Genomic DNA, 17,972 nt, shown 5'->3' with positions numbered 1-17,972 from the left:
CCTACTTACAAGGTATGCGCCGAATCTTTAAAAATGCGCCCGCGCTGCTCATAGGATGTAAACATATCCCAGCTGGCGCAGGCAGGCGACAGCAATACGATGTCGCCCGGCGCTGCCAGCGCGGCTGCCTGCCGCACGGCTTCGCGCAAAGTCGCTTCGGCGCTGTCTTCAGGTTCGACCAAACGAACGCCTGCTAAACCTGCCAGCTCCGCAACATGCCCAAGCTTGCCGCGCGTCTCGCCTAGCGCCACAAGCCCTTTGAGCCGATCGCGGAACAGCGGCAGCAGCTCCATGTAATCCGAGCCGCGATCAAGGCCCCCTGCAATAAGTACGATTGGCGCAGTCAACGATCCCACGGACATCGTAGTCGCCGTCGGATTTGTTGCCTTGGAATCGTTGTAGTATTTGACCCCTTTCACTTCGCCTGCATACTCCAGCCTGTGCTCTACACCTTTAAAGCTCCGCAGCGTCTCGGTAAGCTGCTCCGGCAATGCTCCGGCCGCTAGGCATGCTGCAATGGCCGCAAGCGCGTTTGCCGCATTGTGGCGCCCTGGGAGGCCCAGCTCGCCCACTTCAAGCAGCTTCGTTTCCGTCCCATCCTGCGTGCGCCATACGATATGGCGTACGTCAGCAGCTTCATTTTTAGCGGGAGAAGCGTTTGCAGCGCTCTTAACATATGGAGGCTCAATCGCTATCCCATAGCTTAGCTTCTCATAAAGCGAGAAGGGCAAGATGGTCGCATTCACCTGATCAGCGAGCTGCCGGCAAACCGGATCATCCCAATTCAGCACAGCCGTATCGTCCGCCGTCTGATTGGCAAACAGCTTTGCCTTCGAAAGTATGTAATCTTCCATGCCGCCATGATAATCCAGATGCGTCTCTACTAGATTGAGCAGCAGGGCGACGCGGGGACGGAAACCGTTTGTCCCTTTAAGCTGAAAGCTGCTCAGCTCGGCAACAAGCCAGTTGTCTTCTGTCGCTTCTACCGCTGCTTCGCATAACGGGCGGCCAATATTGCCAGCCACGATGGGATTTTTACCTGCCGCCTCCAGCAGCTCGCCGATCCAGGTTGTCGTTGTCGTTTTGCCATTCGAGCCTGTAATGCCGATAATCGGTGCCGGCGAAAGCCAATAGGCCACTTCCACCTCGGTCACAATTTCAACGCCTGCTGCTTCGGCTTGCACAATGGGCGGAGTAGAATAAGGGATGCCCGGATTTTTCACGAGCAGCGCTGTATCAGCCGAAATGAGGTCGTCTGGATGTGAACCGCAAAGCACAGAAATGCCCAAAGCGATTAGCTCATCCGCTTCGGGACATTGGTCTTGCTCTTTTTTATCGTTTACTATTACCTCCGCCCCATAGGAATGAAACACCTTTGCGACGCTAACCCCGCTTCTTGCCAGGCCAAGCACCACAACGCGGCGGCCCCGGTATGATGCCGGATGATCCATAAATGACAGCTCCTTGTAAAGGCCAGCAGCATGAGCCTCGCAATGCCACGATCCGCATTGGATCGGGGCGTTGCTTGAAGCGCCAGCTGCTATCCTGATAATTTTGAAAAATATAGGAAAGGATATGATTTTTCCATCCTTTCTCTATATTTCTACGCGAAACGGTTGCTTTGCCGCCAAAGGACGGCGAAAGCCGTTTCACCTTGAATTCTAAGAATTTATAAGTTTCATCCTTATATCCGCTTAGAATTCTAAGGCAAAGCTCTTCGCTCGTCCTAGAAGGACGACGAAGTCGTTTTTGCTTGTGTGCAGCAATTTTAAAATACGCGTATCAGCAGCAGCGACAGCAGCGCAAACACGAGGCCAACCGCCCAAAACGTGGATACGACGCGCCACTCGGACCAGCCGGACAATTCAAAATGATGATGAATCGGACTCATTTTGAAAATCCGCTTGCCGCGCAGCTTGAAGGAACCGACCTGCAAAATGACCGACAGCATTTCGAGTACGAAAATACCGCCAATCAAAATGAGCAGCAGCTCCATTTTCGTCAAAATCGCTACGGCCGCAATACCCCCGCCGATGCCAAGCGAGCCGGTATCCCCCATAAATACTTTGGCTGGATAGGCGTTGTAGATCAGGAAGCCGAGTACGGCTCCAATCATCGCGGCCGAGAAAATAGCAGAGCCATAAGCCGATACTTGCAGCGCTACAATGGTAAAGGCGCCAAAGGCAATCGCGCTTGTACCAGCGAGCAGTCCGTCCAGCCCATCGGTGAAATTAACCGAATTGCTGGCAGCGAACAAAATAATGACGACAAAAGGGTAATAAAACCATCCCATATCGAAGCTCCAGGACGTGCCGGGAACGATGATTTCTGTGCTATGGTGCATCTGGTACAGCAAAGCGCAGACGATAACCGAGAACAGCAGCTGTCCGAACAGCTTCTGGCGCGCGGTCAGTCCGAGCGAGCGCTTGAAGACGATTTTGATGTAATCGTCGAGAAACCCTACGAGGCCGAAGCCTAGCGAGGCGGTAAGCAGCACCCAGAAATCCGCCGTCTTATCGGCAAAATTCAAAAAGGCTATGAGCAGCGCCAGCATAATAATGATGCCGCCCATCGTTGGCGTGCCGCTTTTTTTCAAATGGCTTTGCGGTCCGTCCGTCCGTATTTGCTGGCCAAACTTCATCCGTTTCAGCAAGGGAATACAAATCGGCCCAAGCAGAGCCGCGAGCAAAAAAGAAACGCCTAGTGTGAATAAAATAATCATCATGTCCATGCTCTCACCCCACCTCTAAAGCTTGGACAATCTGTTCCATACGCATACCGCGCGAGCCTTTGACCAGCACAATATCCGCAGGCTGCAGCTGCTGTTTGAGCCACTCCGCCAGCTTTTCCTTCTCTTCAAAATGAATAATGTCCGCAGCATCAGCCGCAGCGCCGAAGCTGCTCTTCACGCCAAGCGACGTGTGACGCGACAGCTGTCCGCAAGTTAGCACGGCACCCGCTTTCGCCGGCGTAATGAAAGCGCCTGTATCATAGTGAAGCTGCTCCTCATCGGGTCCTAGCTCAAGCATGTCGCCAAGCACGATCCATTTTTTGCGGAAGCCGCTTACGCTCTCCAGCAAATCGATGGCCGCCCTTACCGCAGTCGGATTCGCGTTGTACGCATCATTCAAAATCATGGCGCCATTAAAAGCTTTTACCGGCTGAATCCGCATGCCTGTCAGCTGCAGGCTGGACAATCCCTGGCGAATCCGCTCCCCAGTGATGCCAAAATGATAGCCAATTGCAATAGCTGCCAGCGAATTGCTGACATTATGCTTGCCCGGCACGGGAATGGAATAGATTTCCGCTTCGGGCACTGCTGCATTAGCTTGTGCGCCAGCGCTTCCGTCTTTCAGTTCGAAGGCTGCTGATACCGCGTCTATATCCATATTCGCAGCCGTCCACCGATTTCCGTCCATCAGGCCAAAAGCTTCCAATCTAGCACCAGCAGGAAGAGCCGTATGGCCAAGACCGGAGGCGAGCAGCGGCTCATCTCCGTTATACAGCAGCAGCCCGCCGGGCTGCAAGCCGGACACGATTTCCAGCTTTGCTTTCGCGATGCCTTCGCGCGAGCCTAATTGCAGCATATGCGCATCGCCAATATTCGTAATGATGGCAACATCCGGCTTAGCAATTTGCGTCAGCAGCTCAATTTCGCCAAAGCCGCTCATACCCATCTCCAGTACCGCTACCTCCGTCTGCTCATCCAGCTCCAGCACCATCAGCGGCAGCCCGATATGATTGTTCAGGTTGCCTGCCGTTTTGTGCACGCGAAGCGAGGTGCCGAGTACTGAGGCAACCATATCCTTCGTTGTCGTTTTACCGTTGCTGCCCGTAATGCCCACAACGCGCAGCCCTGAAAGCTCGGTGCGATAAGCACTCGCAAGCGCTTGAAGCGCTGCAAGCGTATCATCGACCTGAAGCAGAGGAGCGTCTGCAAGCTCCGGCGGAACAGCATGGCCGCGCTGCCACAATGCAGCCGCAGCTCCATCCTTAAGCGCTTGGGCCACGTAGTCATGCCCGTCGAATTTATCTCCCACCAGCGGCACGAACAGCTGCCCCGCTGTAATTTTACGAGAATCGGTTCCTGCACCAGTGATGGCAACAGCGGATGCAGCCGGATTCCACTCCGCCTTGCACATGCCGCCTATTTGTTCCAGCGTACGTCTAATCAATGTAATAATCCCCTTATCGCTTCTTTCGCAACTAGTCGGTCATCAAACGGATGCGTAACGCCTCCGATAATTTGATAGGTTTCATGACCTTTCCCCGCAATCAATACTACATCGCCAGGGCTTGCCATTTCAACCGCTTTTTCAATAGCGGCATGACGATCAACGAGCAGCTCATAGCGGCTCTTGTCCACACCATCCTTCAAAAGCCCCGCCTCTACATCCCGCAAAATGAGCTCAGGGTCCTCCGTACGAGGATTATCCGAGGTAATAATTGTATAATCGCTGTATTTGGCAGCAATGGCTCCCATAATCGGACGCTTCGTCCGGTCGCGGTCGCCGCCGCAGCCAAATACGCAAATGATGCGAGGCGGCGCAAGCTCCTTAACCGCGCTCAGCACGTTGTCAAGCCCATCCGGCGTATGGGCATAGTCAACGATAACGGCAAAGTTTTGCCCAACGCTAACCGATTCCACGCGCCCCGGCACACCGGCCATTTTTTCCAGGCTTGCCTTGATTTGCTCAAGCGCTATTCCTTCAATTAAAGCCGCACTCATGGCCGCAAGCGCATTATACACATTAAACTTGCCGACCATCTTGAGCGTAATATTTGCGCTGCCCGCGAAGGTGTCGACATGGAAAGACGTGCCTTGCGCCGTAATTTGAATATTAGAGGCGCGGACATCCGCGGCATGATCAATTCCATACAAAATCGTATCCGCAGCTGTCATTTTTGCAAACATCTCCGAAGCTGGATCATCCGCATTGAGCACCGCATAGGAGCGCTCCGCCTCATCACTTGCATATACATTGCCAAGCCGAGAGAAGAACAGCCCCTTCGCTTCAGCATAACGCTCCATCGTGCCATGATAATCCAGATGATCCTGCGTCAGGTTCGTGAAAATCGCCGTGCGGAAGCGGCAGCCCTTCACCCGGCCCTGCTCCAGCGCATGGGAGGAAACTTCCAGCGCGCAATATTGCGTGCCAGCATCACGCATTTCCGCCAAATAACGCTGAAGCTGCAGCGCTTCTGGCGTCGTGCCCGACATCGGCTCGGTTATTCCCGCATAACGCCGCTCCACTGTACCGATAACGCCTGCCGGCTTATGCTGATCATTCAAAATTTGCTCAATTAAATATGTCGTCGTCGTCTTTCCATTCGTGCCGGTAACCCCAATCAAATGCAAGGAGCTGCTCGGCTGCTTGTAAAAATAGTCCGCAAGCACCGCCATCGCATGGCGGCTGCTGCCTACTACGAGCTGCGGCGCCGCAATATGCGGCAGCTCGCGCTCGACTACAAAGGCAGACGCCCCGCGCTCCGCCGCTTGCGGAGCAAAATCATGCCCATCCACCGTATGGCCAGGCAAACAAATAAACAAGCTGCCCGCCTGTGCTGCGCGGGAATCCGTCTCAATAGCTGTAATCTCTATATCACCGCTGCCAATTAGCTTGGAAGTGATTAATCGGCTTGCCAATTCGCTTAATTTCATATGCTTATCTTCTCCTTCCATTACTCGGCAAACATGAAGCCTTGCTGCCAAACCGAGCATGATGTCCTTCATTATTATTTATTATGTCTACCAGTATAGTCAATGCGTATGAGATATATCATCCTCGTCGCCTAAATAGATACGTATCGTAGAACCGCGATCCACCCGCGTACCGGCAGCAGGCGCCTGGCGAATAACCGTCTGCCCCGTCCCTGCCGAGCTGAGGTTGAAGTTCATGTTCAAATCCTCATAAATATCGGACACCGACTTGCCGATCAGATTAGGGACAGCAACAATTGGCGTCTCGCCGTATTTATACACTTTGCCAATCTGCTTCTCCCTTTGCGGCACCTGCAGCACCGTCAAGGCGTCCTCCATCATATTGCGCACGATCGGCGCCGCAACGAGGCCCCCGAACTGTATCCCTTGCGGGTTGTCGACCGCTACGTAAATGACGATTTCCGGATCATCCGCTGGGGCAAAGCCGATAAAGGAAACGATATGCTCGTTTGGCGAATATTTGCCACCCACGACCTTTTGCGCCGTACCGGTCTTGCCGCCTACGCGGTAGCCATCAATAAACGCATTTCGCCCAGTTCCTTTCGCTACGACACTTTCCAGCGCCTCCCGGACCGCCTTCGACGTCTCCTCAGAAATAACCGTTCGCACCGCCTCCGGCTCTACGGTTTCCACCGTCTCCCCGGTGTCCGGATTTATCCAGCCCTTCACCACATGCGGCTTGTACAGCGTACCGCCATTAATAGCAGCTGAGACAGCGGTAATTTGCTGAATGGGCGTAACCGAAACCCCCTGGCCGAAAGCGGTCGTCGCCAGCTCCACCGGCCCGACACGGCTCAGCTTAAACATAATGCCGTTTTCCTCGCCGCCGATATCAATGCCTGTTTTTGTGCCAAAGCCAAAATTTTTAATATATTCGAAGAGCTTATCTTTGCCCAGCCGCTGCCCAAGCGTCACAAAACCCGGGTTGCAGGAGTTCTCAACAACTTCCAGAAAAGTTTGGCTGCCATGGCCGCCCTTCTTCCAGCAGCGAAGCCTTGCGCCTCCAACTTCAATTGCACCCGGATCATAGAAACGCTCATTGTTCAGGTTGACCTTCTTTTCTTCAATAGCTGCGGCGAGCGTAATAATTTTAAACGTCGAACCCGGCTCATAGGTCATCCAAATCGGCAAATTCCGATTATACACCTCGGACGCGACTTCCTTGTACTTATCCGGCTCATAGGTCGGGCGGCTCGCCATCCCTAATATTTCGCCATTTTTTGGATTCATTGCAATCGCCATAATCTGGTCGGGCTGGTGCTGTGCCATCGCTTGGTCCAGCTCTCGCTCCATAATCGCTTGAATCTGCTTGTCGATCGTCAGCTGCATCGTTAGCCCTTCCTTCGGCTCCACATACGTATCCGAGGAATTCGGCATCTGCCTGCCGCGCGCATCCGACAGAAAAGAGACATTCCCTTGAATGCCGCTAAGCTCGTCATTATACCTCGCTTCCACACCCGTCAGCCCTTGGTTGTCTATGCCTGTAAAGCCTAGCACATGTGCCGCCAAGCTGCCAAAGGGATAAAAGCGTTTATTGTCTTCGGCAGCTACAATGCCAGTAAGCGAGAGCTCCCGCACCTGCTGCGCCTTCTCCGGCGTCATTTTGCGGCCGCCGGGACGAAGCTGGACGAGCATTGATTTTTTCGTATTGATTTTGCCATACAGCTCATCTGCCGTCATATCCAGCAGCGGCGCGAGCGCATCAGCCGTCGCCCGCTTGTCTTTAATTTGCGCAGGAATCGCCCAAATGGTAGGCGAGGTTACGTTGTAAGCCAGCTTGACGCCATTGCGGTCCCAAATTTCTCCCCGCTTCGCCATATAGGGAATATCCCTGCGCCATGAATTTTCCGCCTTGGCCGCCAGCTCGCTGCCCTTCCAAAGCTGAACATACCCTAGCCGCGCACCTAAAGCGGCAAATGCAATTACCCCAAAAATAAGCACCATAAACAATCGACGGCGCACCGTCACATTTGATACTTTCATCGCTTGCTCCTCCTCCGCCCTTTGCTTAAGGCAGAGCGTACACTGACGCTCATTCCCAGCCTATTCATGGGGCGGAGGAGATAGAACAAGCCCCTGGCGTGTCCTTTATACTACCCTTGCTAGTCCATACAAAACCTTGCTAGTTATGCTATTGCTCCTGAATTTCTTCTGTATCCTCTACATCATCCTGCATAGAGCTGCCTGAGGCGGCCTCTTCTTCCGTGCCAGCCTCTGCTTCCGCTCCAGCCTCGTTCTGTGCATTTGCCAATGCTTCCTCTGCCGTGACAGCCCCCTCTGCGCCTGTTGGCGGCGAAAGCTGTACGCGCAAAATCCGCTTGTCCCCCTGCTTCTCTTCCTTCTGGGAAATGATAAAGCCTTCCCCCTCTGCCAGCAGCTGCACATTCATCAGTGAAGCAACCTCCAGCGCATCACGCAGCGACAGCCCTGTCATGTCGGGAATGGTCAGCTTGTCCTGCTGTTCGGTAACGAGATAAACACGCTGGGTTTGAGCGATATTTTCCCCTGCCGCTGGAACCTGCTTGACTACTGTCGTCCCGGTGCCCACAACCTCAAACATCACATTGCGCGCTTTAAGCTCCTCTTGCGCTTGAGACAAGTTCATTTCGGTAACATCCGGCAGTTGAACGGTTGGCGTCTTTTTATCGGTCGTCGATTCCACTGTCGCGTTATCGGGCATGACGCCCATATGGCGCAATGTTTTGTAGACGATCTCCTTGAAGGCTGGTGCTGCAACCTTGCCCCCGCCCGCGAGCGGATCATTAGGTTCATCGACGACAATATAGACGACGACCTTCGGATTTTCAACTGGCGCGTAGCCGATAAACGAAACGACATATTTATTTTTGGAATATTTCCCATTAATAATTTTTTGTGCCGTACCGGTCTTGCCTGCTACACGGTACCCCTCAATGTAGGCGTTGCGTCCAGTTCCGTTTACTTGGTCGGATACAACCTGCTCCAAATATTCGCCGACCTTTTTCGACGTATCCTCGGAAATTACCTTGCGCACAACCTTCGGCTCAAACTTCTCGGTCGTATTTGTGTTCGGATTGTAAATTTGCTTAATAATTTGCGGCTGCATCAAATTGCCGCCGTTTGCTACTGCAGCGACTGCAGCGATTTGTTGAATCGGCGTCACGGATACGGGACCTTGTCCAAACGATGCCCGCGCAATATCACTGGGAATGCTCAAATTAATATTGAGAACACCCTTTGATTCATTGCCCAGCTGAATGCCTGTCGGCTGCCCAAAGCCGAAGCGATTAATGTAATCAACCAGCTTCTCGCCGCCGAGCATTTGCCAGCCTAATTTAACGAATGCGACGTTACTGGAATGCTTCAGGCCATCCAAATAAGAGATTTTCCCCCAGCCTATCCGGTTGGAATCCCGCACGGGACTACCTGGCACATTAATGCTGCCGGATTGAAAGGTCGCATTCGGTTCGAACAGCCCTTCTTCGACCGCAGCCGCCAACGTTACAATTTTGAACGTTGAGCCCGGCTCGTACAAGGACTTGATGGCGTGGTTGTATGCATTTTCAAAGTTCGTATCCCAATACGTATTCGGATTAAAGGTCGGATAATTCGCCATGGCGAGAATTTCCATCGTATTGGGGTCAGCCGCAATAGCCGTTATGCTTTTGGGCTGATATGTATTCGCCACTTCCTTGATGGCGTCCTCTACATAATGCTGAATCTCGCTATCCAGCGTCAGTGTAATATCCTGCCCATCAACGACTGGCTCGTAAACAACGTCGCCTTCCGCGAGCTGCACGCGTTTGCCGTCCTTCTCATACTTGATTTCACCATTCGTGCCCTCGAGCTTATCATTGAAAAAGGATTCGATGCCCGCAAGAGCATTGCCATCCTTGTCCACGTAGCCTAGCAGTTGGGATGCCATAGCATTGCGAGGATAATAGCGTTTTTGATCATCATATAAATAAATGCCAACGTCATTTACTTTGTTTTCTTTCTTTAGCTCATCCCGCAGCTCCTTGATTTTATCAGCCACCGATTTGTCGATATTCCAGCCGCCGTCGCGAATTTCGCGCTGCGCGTAATATTCGCCTTTATCGTTTTGAGCGGTTATGATTTTGCGCAGCTCATCCTGCGGCTTGTTCAAAATCGCATTCAGCCCTTCTACGACCTTATCGGTAATGCCCAAACTATCAATCTGCTTCGGATTGACTGCCACATTATAGGCAAGTGCATCCATCGCCAGCACATTGCCATTGCGATCCGTAATGGTCCCCCTGTTCGCGACTAAAGTTTCGGTATCCGCCCAGCGTTGTTTTGCCATGTTGTACCAAGTGTCTCTATCAACTACCTGCACCCAGAAAATTCTACCAATTAGAATAAGAAAAAGGAGGGTAATTACCCCTCCAAAAAACAATGTGCGCATTCTGATTCGTTTTACCATACGTCCTCCCTACTCACCCATTGCAGTAGCCGATTCCTCTTTGCCTGTATTTACGGTTATGCCTGGCTGATAATTGTTGACCATCCCCTGGCTTTCCGCCATTTTCCGAATAAACTCCGGGTCGCTCAGCATTTCAACCTGCTTCTTCAGCTCTTTCAGCTCCACGTTCACCGCTTCATATTCACTAGTGACGTGTTTTATTTCTACGCTCATTTTATAAATTTCGGCATACCTGAAAATAATAACGCCTGCAACAAGCACGCATGCGATTACTGTAAACAAATACAATAGCTTTTCCTGCATCGTTATCGTTTTTCTTTTTACGACCACCCGTTTGTTTTGCTTAATTGCTGGCTTCTGCTCCGGTTTTTTCTTAGGCTGCAGAGCCAAATTCCCATTCGTATAGGCCACTCCAGAACCTCCTCAGGTCTCACAATTTTTCTGCGATTCGCAGCTTGGCCGAACGAGCGCGTGGATTAGTCTCCAGCTCCTGCTCACTCGGAACAATGGGCTTGCGGTTCACTAACCGAAGCTTTCCTGTGCCGCCGCACACACATTTAGGGAAATCCGGCGGACAAGTGCACTTTTCTAAAAGGCTCGCAAATAGTTGCTTGCAGATTCGATCCTCCAGGGAATGAAACGTAATGACAGCCGCCCGGCCGCCCGGATTCAGGCAGCGAATCGCCTGCTCCAAAGCTTCTTCCTCCGCGCGCAGCTCATCATTAACGGCAATCCGCAGCGCCTGAAACGTACGCTTTGCAGGATGTCCGCCAGTGCGTCTTGCCGCAGCAGGAATGGACAGCTTAATTAGCTCGACAAGCTCTCCTGTCGTTTCAATCGTCTTGCTTTCCCTTGTCTTGATAATCGTCCTGGCGATGGATCTGGCAAACTTCTCCTCGCCATAATGGGACAGAATCCGCGAGATTTCACGTTCATCCCATGTGTTGACAATTTCATGAGCGGTCATTGCCCCGCCTTGATCCATCCGCATATCAAGCGGCGCGTCATGATTATAGCTAAAGCCGCGCTCTGCCTCATCAAGCTGAGGGCTTGATACACCAAGGTCAAACAGGATGCCATCTACCTGAGGTACGCCGTCCACAACTGGCACATCGCAAGTGAGTAGCATTTGTTCCAAATAACGGAAATTACTTTTTACAAGTGTTACTTTATCCAAATACGGTGCAAGCCTGATCTTTGCGTGGTTCAGCGCAATATCATCCTGATCAAAAGCGATTAACCGTCCTCCCTCGCCCAAACTCGACGCAATGCGTTCACTGTGTCCCGCCCCGCCGAGCGTGCAATCGACGTAAATGCCGTCCGGCTTAATGGCCAGGCCGTCAACCGCTTCCTCCATAAGTACTGTTACATGCTGAAACACGCAATTGCCCTCCCGTTCTTGTTGTCTAGTCTTGGTCGTATTGTTCCATCATTAGCAAGTTTTCGAAATCGCCCGTTTAAAAGTTGAAGTCAAAGTCGACCAGCTTCTCGGCAATTTCATTGAAGGTTTGCTCGGACTCTGCATAATAGCCGTCCCAAACTGCCTTGCTCCATATTTCTACCCTGCTTGAAACCCCCAGAACCATACAATCCTTGTCAATTTTCGCATATTCTCTAAGATGTCCCGGCAAGTTTACCCTTCCCTGTTTATCCAGCTCGCATTCGGTTGCCCCGGAAAAAAAGAACCGGGTGAACGCCCTTGCATCTGCCTTCATGAGCGGAAGCGATTTGAGCTTCTGCTCAAGCACTGTCCATTCGCTCATGGGATAAACAAACAAGCAGTTGTCGAGACCGCGGGTGGCAATAAAGGAAGCGCCTAGTGAATCACGGAATTTGGCTGGTACGATAAGCCGACCTTTGTCATCAACGCTGTGTTGATATTCGCCCATGAACATAAGATCGCCTCCACCCTCTCTCCCTTATTCCCCACTTTGCTCCACTTTCCCCCACATAACATAGTGTAATTCGCCATACAACAATAAAATCCTGCTCATAGGAGCAGGATTTTGTTAAAATGTTTGGCCTTATGAATAAATTTTCATCTTACCTTTCGCTTCTAGCACGGAAAGCGAGCTAAATGTGCGCTATTGCTGCTCAGGCTCTGGCTTTGCAGGCGGTGTTTTGGCGCGGGAGCGACGTCCAAACCACCATATGATAAGCCCGATGATTACAGGAATAACGAGTGCGGGAAGCGCTCCTGCGAGGAAGACGAGCAGCCCTTGAAGAACGTTCCATGTTCCTTCGTAGCTTGCTTTGAAGGACGACAGCATTTTGCCGCCTAGCGATTTCTCTTCCTTGTCCGTCTTCACTGACACATCAATCGGCTGATACAGCCTCAGCTCAATCGTTGAGAAAGCTACATTTTTGTCCAAATAGCGCGTGCGTCCTTTGATCTGTTCAATTTCCTCCTGAACCTTTGCAAGCTGCTGCGAAAATTTGACCAAATCATCCGCTTTTTCCGCCTTATCCATGAAAGCAAGCAGCCTTTGCTCCACCACCTGCTTCGCCTTAAGCCTCGCTTCCAGATCGACGTATTCCTCCGTCACATCGGTTCCTTTCAGCTCGCGCTCCAGATGCTTGTTCTCGATTCCCTCCAGCCGCTCCACAAATGGCATAAATCCTTGAGCCGGCACCTTGATCGTATAGTTCGCACCCTTCTCATTGCCATACTGCCCATCCTGAAAAGCAAGGATGTACCCGCCAGCCTGATGGATGGCATTACGCAGCTGCTGGGCCGCCGCCTCATAGTCGGCAACCTCCATCGTCATTGTCGCCGTATAGATCAGCTTTTGGTTAAACGCTTCTCCTCCTATCGCCATGCTGTCGATGGGGCTGTCTGCGGGTGCGCTCGTCAACGCTTTATTGTCTAAAGCACCGCTCTCTTCTTTAGAACCAGCTGCACCATCACTCTTGTCTGAACTGGTACTATATTGTTCAAGCTTATCGAAAGAAGTCTGTGCTGCACTCGTTTCCCCCTCAGTTGCATGATCGCTGTTTGCAGACGAGCAGGCCGAAAGCAGCAGCATAAAAGCCAACAAGAACGATGTCGGCAGCAAAATGAGCTTTTTATTTAAGCTTCTTTCTTTGGCTGTTTCTTTGGCTGTTTCTTTCACTTTCATTTTTGTTTTCTCTATTTTTGTCATAAAAATGGCCCCCTTTGCCCTAGTTACCGTCCTAGACGTAAATTTTGACAAAAGGTTGCTCTTTTTGGAAACAAAAACAGCCGCTCCCACCGCATTTAAGCGGTAGAAGCGGCTGTTTCTCTGTTTATCTATTGCTATACAACAAAGGGGGTAGGATTAAACGTTCCAGCTGTCCTGATAAGCAATTTGCTCTGCAGTCAGCGTATCGATGCTGATGCCCAGCGATTCCAGCTTGATGCGCGCTACGCTTTCGTCCAGCTCATACGGCAAATTAACCACTTTTTTGCCCAGTGCTTTATACTGCTCATTTACATAGCGGAGCGACAGTGCTTGAAGCGCAAACGTCGTATCCATAATTTCTGCCGGGTGGCCATCGCCTGCTGCCAAGTTGACAAGGCGTCCTTTGGCAATGACATAGATGCTTCTGCCATCTTCCAACTGGTATTCCTCAATATTGTTGCGAACGGTGCGCACATTGGTAGAAAGCGCCTTAAGCTCAGGAATGTTGAACTCCACATCGAAGTGTCCAGCGTTCGCCAAAATCGCGCCGCCTTTCATCACCTTATAATGCTCGCCGCGAATGTTGTCGCGGTTGCCTGTTACCGTAATGAATACATCGCCCAGCTTGACCGCTTCCATCATCGGCAGCACGGTGAAGCCGTCCATATGCGCTTCCACGGCACGAATCGCGTCCACTTCAGTGACGACTACTTTGGCGCCAAGGCCTTTGGCGCGCATCGCTACGCCTTTGCCGCACCAGCCGTAGCCTACGACTACGACGGTTTTGCCGGCAATAACGAGGTTCGTCGTTTTGTTCAGCGAATCAAATACAGATTGGCCTGTACCATAACGGTTGTCGAACAAATATTTGCAGTAGGCATCATTAACCGCAACCATCGGAAGCTGCAGCGTGCCATCCTTCTCCATCGCTTTCAGACGAATGATGCCCGTCGTCGTTTCTTCCGCGCCGCCACGAAGATTTTCACGCAAATCCGGGCGGTCTTTATGCAGCAGCGTAATCAGCTCGCCGCCGTCGTCAATAATAAGGTCCGGCTTCGATTCGATCGCTTTAATAATGAGCTCATTGTACTCTTCAGGGCTAGGATTATGCTTTGCAAACACGGTAATGCCGTCTTCTACGAGCGCCGCACAAATGTCATCCTGCGTGGACAGCGGGTTGCTGCCCGCAATTGTAACTTCCGCTCCGCCAGCCTTTACCACTTTAGCCAAATAAGCCGTTTTCGCTTCCAAATGCAGCGCAATCGATACTTTCAAGCCTTTAAAAGGCTGTTCCTTCTCAAATTGCTCGCGAATGCTGGAAAGCACAGGCATATGGGCGCTAACCCAATCAATTTTCAAATGTCCTTCCGGAGCAAGCTTAATGTCGCGAATAATGCTTTTGTCAATTGTGCTCATAGGTATATTCATCCTCCAAATTTAAGTTTATAAATAAATGATTTGATGACCGCCCAGCGGGGAAAAAGGAGCTTCCAGCAGCTTGTCGAGCCACGAGGTTCCATAACGGTTCCAATAAGCGATCATATTCAGCACCCGCTCCTGCGGTTTGCCGCTTGGCCACAAGGACAGCGCAATGCGGTCCAACTGGCGAATAGCCGCTTCGTATTGCTTCTCATGGGCATCCTTTGTGCGCGTCTCAAGAAACGTAATTTGCTCGATAATTTTCTGACGATTCGTATCGCCAAGCTTGGCAAGGCCCGGTTGTACCGAAGCAGCCAGGTCAAGCAGCGGCGCATACAAATCCTCAAACGCCTGCTTCGCTGCGGCAAACTTCTCGTCAATGGACAGCTGGTCCTGCTCCGCCAGCCACTGCTGCTTGCGCTCCTCGAAGCGCACCGCCACATCCTCCAGCGTCAGTTCATATTTGCTCATATGCTTGGCCACTGTACCTTCAACAAGCGTATAGGATATACGCGGCAATACAAGTGGCATTTCCATATCCAGCTTGCGGAAAGCTTCTCCAGTAATCGCCCAATAAGCAATTTCCGCACCGCCCAGCACCGTTCCAAGCACCGGGAACAAATAATCCTGCATCAGCGGGCGTGTCAGCACATTGTTGCTGAGCTGCTCCGGCTGCTGCCGCGCCATGTCCAGCAATTGTTCCTTCGTTTGCGAATAATCGCCCTTGCGGCTTTGGAAGCTTCCTGCCTGCTTATAAAGCAGCGTCCGCTCCTGCCCTTTATCTGTTTGGAAAACAAACAGATTGGCACTGCCAGGTGTTACATCAACCTGCAGCGGATAGCCAAGCTCCTTCACCTGGTTGGCCACAGCTGTATACGCCTGCTCCAGCTCATCGTTGTGCGTAATCAGCTTCTCGAACATCGGCGCCTCTAGCTTGCGCAGCTGCGGATCATCGGCGTCCATAATAACTAGGCCTTGCTTGCTCAGCAAGCAGCTGATTACACCGGCAAACATTTCCGATAACGATTGCGCCTGCTCCGTAATTTGCCCCAGCTGCTGAAGAATTTCCGGCTTAAAATCAGAATGAGGCAGCGCCTGTTCTAGCTCAGCAAGCAGCTCAGCCCACGTATTAGCATCAATAGTCGTCCGGCTAACTGATGTTCTTGCCCCTTCTGGACGGGCAGCCGCCAGCTTGCGCAGCCCTTGGTCAGCGGTCAGCACATAGGCATGGTTCGCTTCGTCCCAGTCATGATCCTCTCCAGCAATCCAAAATACGGCAGCGACCTTTCTCCCAAGCAGCTGCTCGGCATGGCGGGCTGCGCCGATAATCGATACGGCTTTATGTATAACGAGAAGAGGTCCAGACCATAGTCCAGCCTGCTGGCCGCCAACGATAACCGGCGCACCTTCCGCAATCGCATCAATGGCAGCTAGCGCCTCGGGCGCAGCGTTCCATTTGCTATTGTAATCACGCAGCACAGCAGCGACTGACGCCGCTTCCGCCCTTGCGCCCGCCGATTCTGCAAGCCGCTTGGCACGCAGCTCCCAATCGCCCTTGCGACCCGGATGATAGCCAAACAAGGACTCAACCCTTGAGTCCGTCAGGTTCACATAGGCATCCGTGAGCGGCTGGGTGCTTGGTAATGAATAAGTTTCGGTAGACATAAGCCACCCCTACCTCCTAATTGAAACCATATATTTAAGCTTAAATGCTTATGATTCTGCCTTAACAGACAAATTGATTGTACACAAGATGTAGGGCGCGCGTCAAAAAGAAAAACAGACCCTTTGCAAAAAGGCCTGCTTTGCAGCAGTTTGCAGTCTGTTACAATCCGCCATTATATCGAAAATATAGATTGCCCGATGGCAATAAACATAAGCAGCAGATAAAGCATGCTCATCGTGAAAAATCCAAGCCGCCATACGGCGCGGAATATTCTTTTCACATTGACGCTGCCGCGTTTGCGGAACTGGGCGTTGCCCAGCAAGCCGCCGCCAATCAGCATAAACAATAAAATGCCATATAAACCAAAAGAATTATTAAACAAGGAATCAAGCAGTACAGCCACGCATCCGATCAGCAGCGCAGTCGTCACATCCATTGCCAGACGAAAAGCTTTTTTGCGGTCTTGTATAATTGCGCCGTAGCCTAAATAAATCAGGAGAAAAGGTATTACCGGAATAACCGCCATATAGGCATAAAAATGCTTGATGCTCTCCCATATTATTCCCATCTGTATCGCCTCCCTATCGCCGATCATCCTGCAAATGCCGTACCATTTCGCTCATGGCATCGTTCAGCGGCGATTCCATGCCAACACGTCTCGCAAGGCTGGAAACGCCGCCATTAATCCATTGCACTTCAGTTGGACGGCCCGCCCGTACATCGCTAAGCATCGATGAAACATTGGCTGAAGTAGCCGCGCAGACAGCAAGCACTCTCTCCCAAGCGCCCTCTTCAAGCTCCGCACCGCCTGCCACTCGTAATATCTTATTTGTTTCCTCATATAAAGCGCGCATGAGCCGCAGCCTTGCCGAATGCTGTGGCAGCTCACCGTTCGTCACATCAAATATAGCTGTAAGCGGATTAATGATTGCATTAATGAGGAGCTTCTCATAAACTCGATTGTTCATTGTCTTCGACAGCAACACCGTAAATCCTGCCAATTGCAAGGTATTTTGCAACATTAATTGTTGATTTTCATCCTTTTTGCCCGCTGCTTGTCTAGTTAAAGACACTGGGCCGAGCGATAGCTGCCCGCGACCGGTATGCCGGACCGTTCTTTCATCTTGGCGCAGCGCTCCTTCGGTCGTAACTCCAATAAATAAAGGAAACCCCGGAAGCTCCTGCGCCGCCAGCTCCAGATGTCCGATGCCATTTTGCAAAAAAAGAATAGCAGTAGCTGGGGCCGCGAGCTTCCTTATGGCGCGAAGCAGCTCCCTCGTCAAATCCGCCTGCTTGACGGTGACGAGAATCCAATCTGGCGCTTGCTGCTGCCCCGCGCAGCCAGTCTCTGCTTCTTTTGCTGCCGCACTTAAGCTTCTGCTATGCACCCTTGCTATCTTTGCAGGCTGCCGTGATGCTTCCCCAGCTGCGCCCGCTGCGTCAAGCTCCAGCAAGCGAATGCCTTCTTCCGCCAGTAGAACGGACTGCTGCTCTGTGCGCGTCCATACGGTAACCTTGGCTTGCGTAGAGGCCAGCTTCGCTGCATGAAGCAGTCCCAGCGCTCCTCCGCCTACTATGGCGATATGCATTCCCTCTACC

General features: G+C 51.8%; 14 protein-coding genes. All 14 read right to left on the bottom strand.

Annotated features, from left to right (window positions below):
- Positions 1-5: 5 nt before the first annotated feature.
- Positions 6-1,451, bottom strand: a complete 1,446-nt coding sequence (gene murD / locus AC50X8_RS17955) for a UDP-N-acetylmuramoyl-L-alanine--D-glutamate ligase (protein WP_056041633.1) — start codon at positions 1,449-1,451, stop codon at positions 6-8.
- A gap of 317 nt (positions 1,452-1,768) precedes the next feature.
- Entirely contained in the window at positions 1,769-2,731 is a 963-nt protein-coding gene (gene mraY, locus AC50X8_RS17950; protein ID WP_056041635.1) for a phospho-N-acetylmuramoyl-pentapeptide-transferase, read from the bottom strand.
- A gap of 4 nt (positions 2,732-2,735) precedes the next feature.
- Positions 2,736-4,175, bottom strand: a complete 1,440-nt coding sequence (locus tag AC50X8_RS17945) for a UDP-N-acetylmuramoyl-tripeptide--D-alanyl-D-alanine ligase (RefSeq protein WP_056041638.1) — start codon at positions 4,173-4,175, stop codon at positions 2,736-2,738.
- The gene (locus tag AC50X8_RS17940; protein ID WP_494861769.1) at positions 4,172-5,662 is read right to left on the bottom strand and encodes a UDP-N-acetylmuramoyl-L-alanyl-D-glutamate--2,6-diaminopimelate ligase; all 1,491 of its coding nucleotides are present in this window, start codon (positions 5,660-5,662) and stop codon (positions 4,172-4,174) included. Before AC50X8_RS17940 ends, AC50X8_RS17945 begins: the two co-directional genes overlap by 4 nt.
- A gap of 99 nt (positions 5,663-5,761) precedes the next feature.
- Entirely contained in the window at positions 5,762-7,705 is a 1,944-nt protein-coding gene (locus AC50X8_RS17935; protein ID WP_494880716.1) for a stage V sporulation protein D, read from the bottom strand.
- Positions 7,706-7,853: 148 nt separating this feature from the next.
- A complete protein-coding gene (locus AC50X8_RS17930; RefSeq protein ID WP_494880714.1) occupies positions 7,854-10,025 on the bottom strand; it encodes a penicillin-binding transpeptidase domain-containing protein in 2,172 nt (723 codons plus the stop codon).
- A gap of 129 nt (positions 10,026-10,154) precedes the next feature.
- Complete coding sequence (ftsL2, locus tag AC50X8_RS17925; RefSeq protein ID WP_056041647.1) at positions 10,155-10,556, bottom strand: cell division protein FtsL; 402 nt, start codon at positions 10,554-10,556, stop codon at positions 10,155-10,157.
- A gap of 19 nt (positions 10,557-10,575) precedes the next feature.
- A complete protein-coding gene (gene rsmH, locus AC50X8_RS17920) occupies positions 10,576-11,526 on the bottom strand; it encodes a 16S rRNA (cytosine(1402)-N(4))-methyltransferase RsmH (protein WP_056041648.1) in 951 nt (316 codons plus the stop codon).
- Between the two features lie 76 nt (positions 11,527-11,602).
- Positions 11,603-12,040, bottom strand: coding sequence for a division/cell wall cluster transcriptional repressor MraZ (gene mraZ, locus AC50X8_RS17915; protein ID WP_046230405.1), 438 nt, complete (start codon positions 12,038-12,040; stop codon positions 11,603-11,605).
- A 189-nt stretch (positions 12,041-12,229) separates the two neighbouring features.
- Positions 12,230-13,288, bottom strand: a complete 1,059-nt coding sequence (locus AC50X8_RS17910) for a DUF4349 domain-containing protein (protein WP_494880712.1) — start codon at positions 13,286-13,288, stop codon at positions 12,230-12,232.
- Between the two features lie 156 nt (positions 13,289-13,444).
- Complete coding sequence (locus tag AC50X8_RS17905; RefSeq protein ID WP_046230404.1) at positions 13,445-14,704, bottom strand: adenosylhomocysteinase; 1,260 nt, start codon at positions 14,702-14,704, stop codon at positions 13,445-13,447.
- 27 nt (positions 14,705-14,731) lie between these two features.
- A complete protein-coding gene (bshC, locus tag AC50X8_RS17900; protein WP_494880710.1) occupies positions 14,732-16,372 on the bottom strand; it encodes a bacillithiol biosynthesis cysteine-adding enzyme BshC in 1,641 nt (546 codons plus the stop codon).
- 173 nt (positions 16,373-16,545) lie between these two features.
- The gene (locus tag AC50X8_RS17895; protein WP_056041655.1) at positions 16,546-16,941 is read right to left on the bottom strand and encodes a DUF3397 domain-containing protein; all 396 of its coding nucleotides are present in this window, start codon (positions 16,939-16,941) and stop codon (positions 16,546-16,548) included.
- Between the two features lie 13 nt (positions 16,942-16,954).
- A complete protein-coding gene (locus AC50X8_RS17890) occupies positions 16,955-17,962 on the bottom strand; it encodes a ketopantoate reductase family protein (protein ID WP_056041657.1) in 1,008 nt (335 codons plus the stop codon).
- Positions 17,963-17,972 lie beyond the last annotated feature (10 nt).

The organism is Paenibacillus sp. JT22N15 (assembly GCF_059383755.1).
This window is presented reverse-complemented; position numbering and strand designations above follow the sequence as displayed.

Excerpts from the sequence above, each read along its gene's own strand:
- murD (WP_056041633.1), bottom strand. The coding sequence starts at position 1,451 with ATGGATCATCCGGCATCATACCGGGGCCGCCGCGTTGTGGTGCTTGGC.
- mraY (WP_056041635.1), bottom strand. The coding sequence starts at position 2,731 with ATGGACATGATGATTATTTTATTCACACTAGGCGTTTCTTTTTTGCTC.
- AC50X8_RS17940 (WP_494861769.1), bottom strand. The coding sequence starts at position 5,662 with ATGAAATTAAGCGAATTGGCAAGCCGATTAATCACTTCCAAGCTAATT.
- AC50X8_RS17935 (WP_494880716.1), bottom strand. The coding sequence starts at position 7,705 with ATGAAAGTATCAAATGTGACGGTGCGCCGTCGATTGTTTATGGTGCTT.
- AC50X8_RS17930 (WP_494880714.1), bottom strand. The coding sequence starts at position 10,025 with ATGGCAAAACAACGCTGGGCGGATACCGAAACTTTAGTCGCGAACAGG.
- mraZ (WP_046230405.1), bottom strand. The coding sequence starts at position 12,040 with ATGTTCATGGGCGAATATCAACACAGCGTTGATGACAAAGGTCGGCTT.
- AC50X8_RS17910 (WP_494880712.1), bottom strand. The coding sequence starts at position 13,288 with ATGACAAAAATAGAGAAAACAAAAATGAAAGTGAAAGAAACAGCCAAA.
- AC50X8_RS17905 (WP_046230404.1), bottom strand. The coding sequence starts at position 14,704 with ATGAGCACAATTGACAAAAGCATTATTCGCGACATTAAGCTTGCTCCG.
- bshC (WP_494880710.1), bottom strand. The coding sequence starts at position 16,372 with ATGTCTACCGAAACTTATTCATTACCAAGCACCCAGCCGCTCACGGAT.
- AC50X8_RS17895 (WP_056041655.1), bottom strand. The coding sequence starts at position 16,941 with ATGGGAATAATATGGGAGAGCATCAAGCATTTTTATGCCTATATGGCG.
- AC50X8_RS17890 (WP_056041657.1), bottom strand. The coding sequence starts at position 17,962 with ATGCATATCGCCATAGTAGGCGGAGGAGCGCTGGGACTGCTTCATGCA.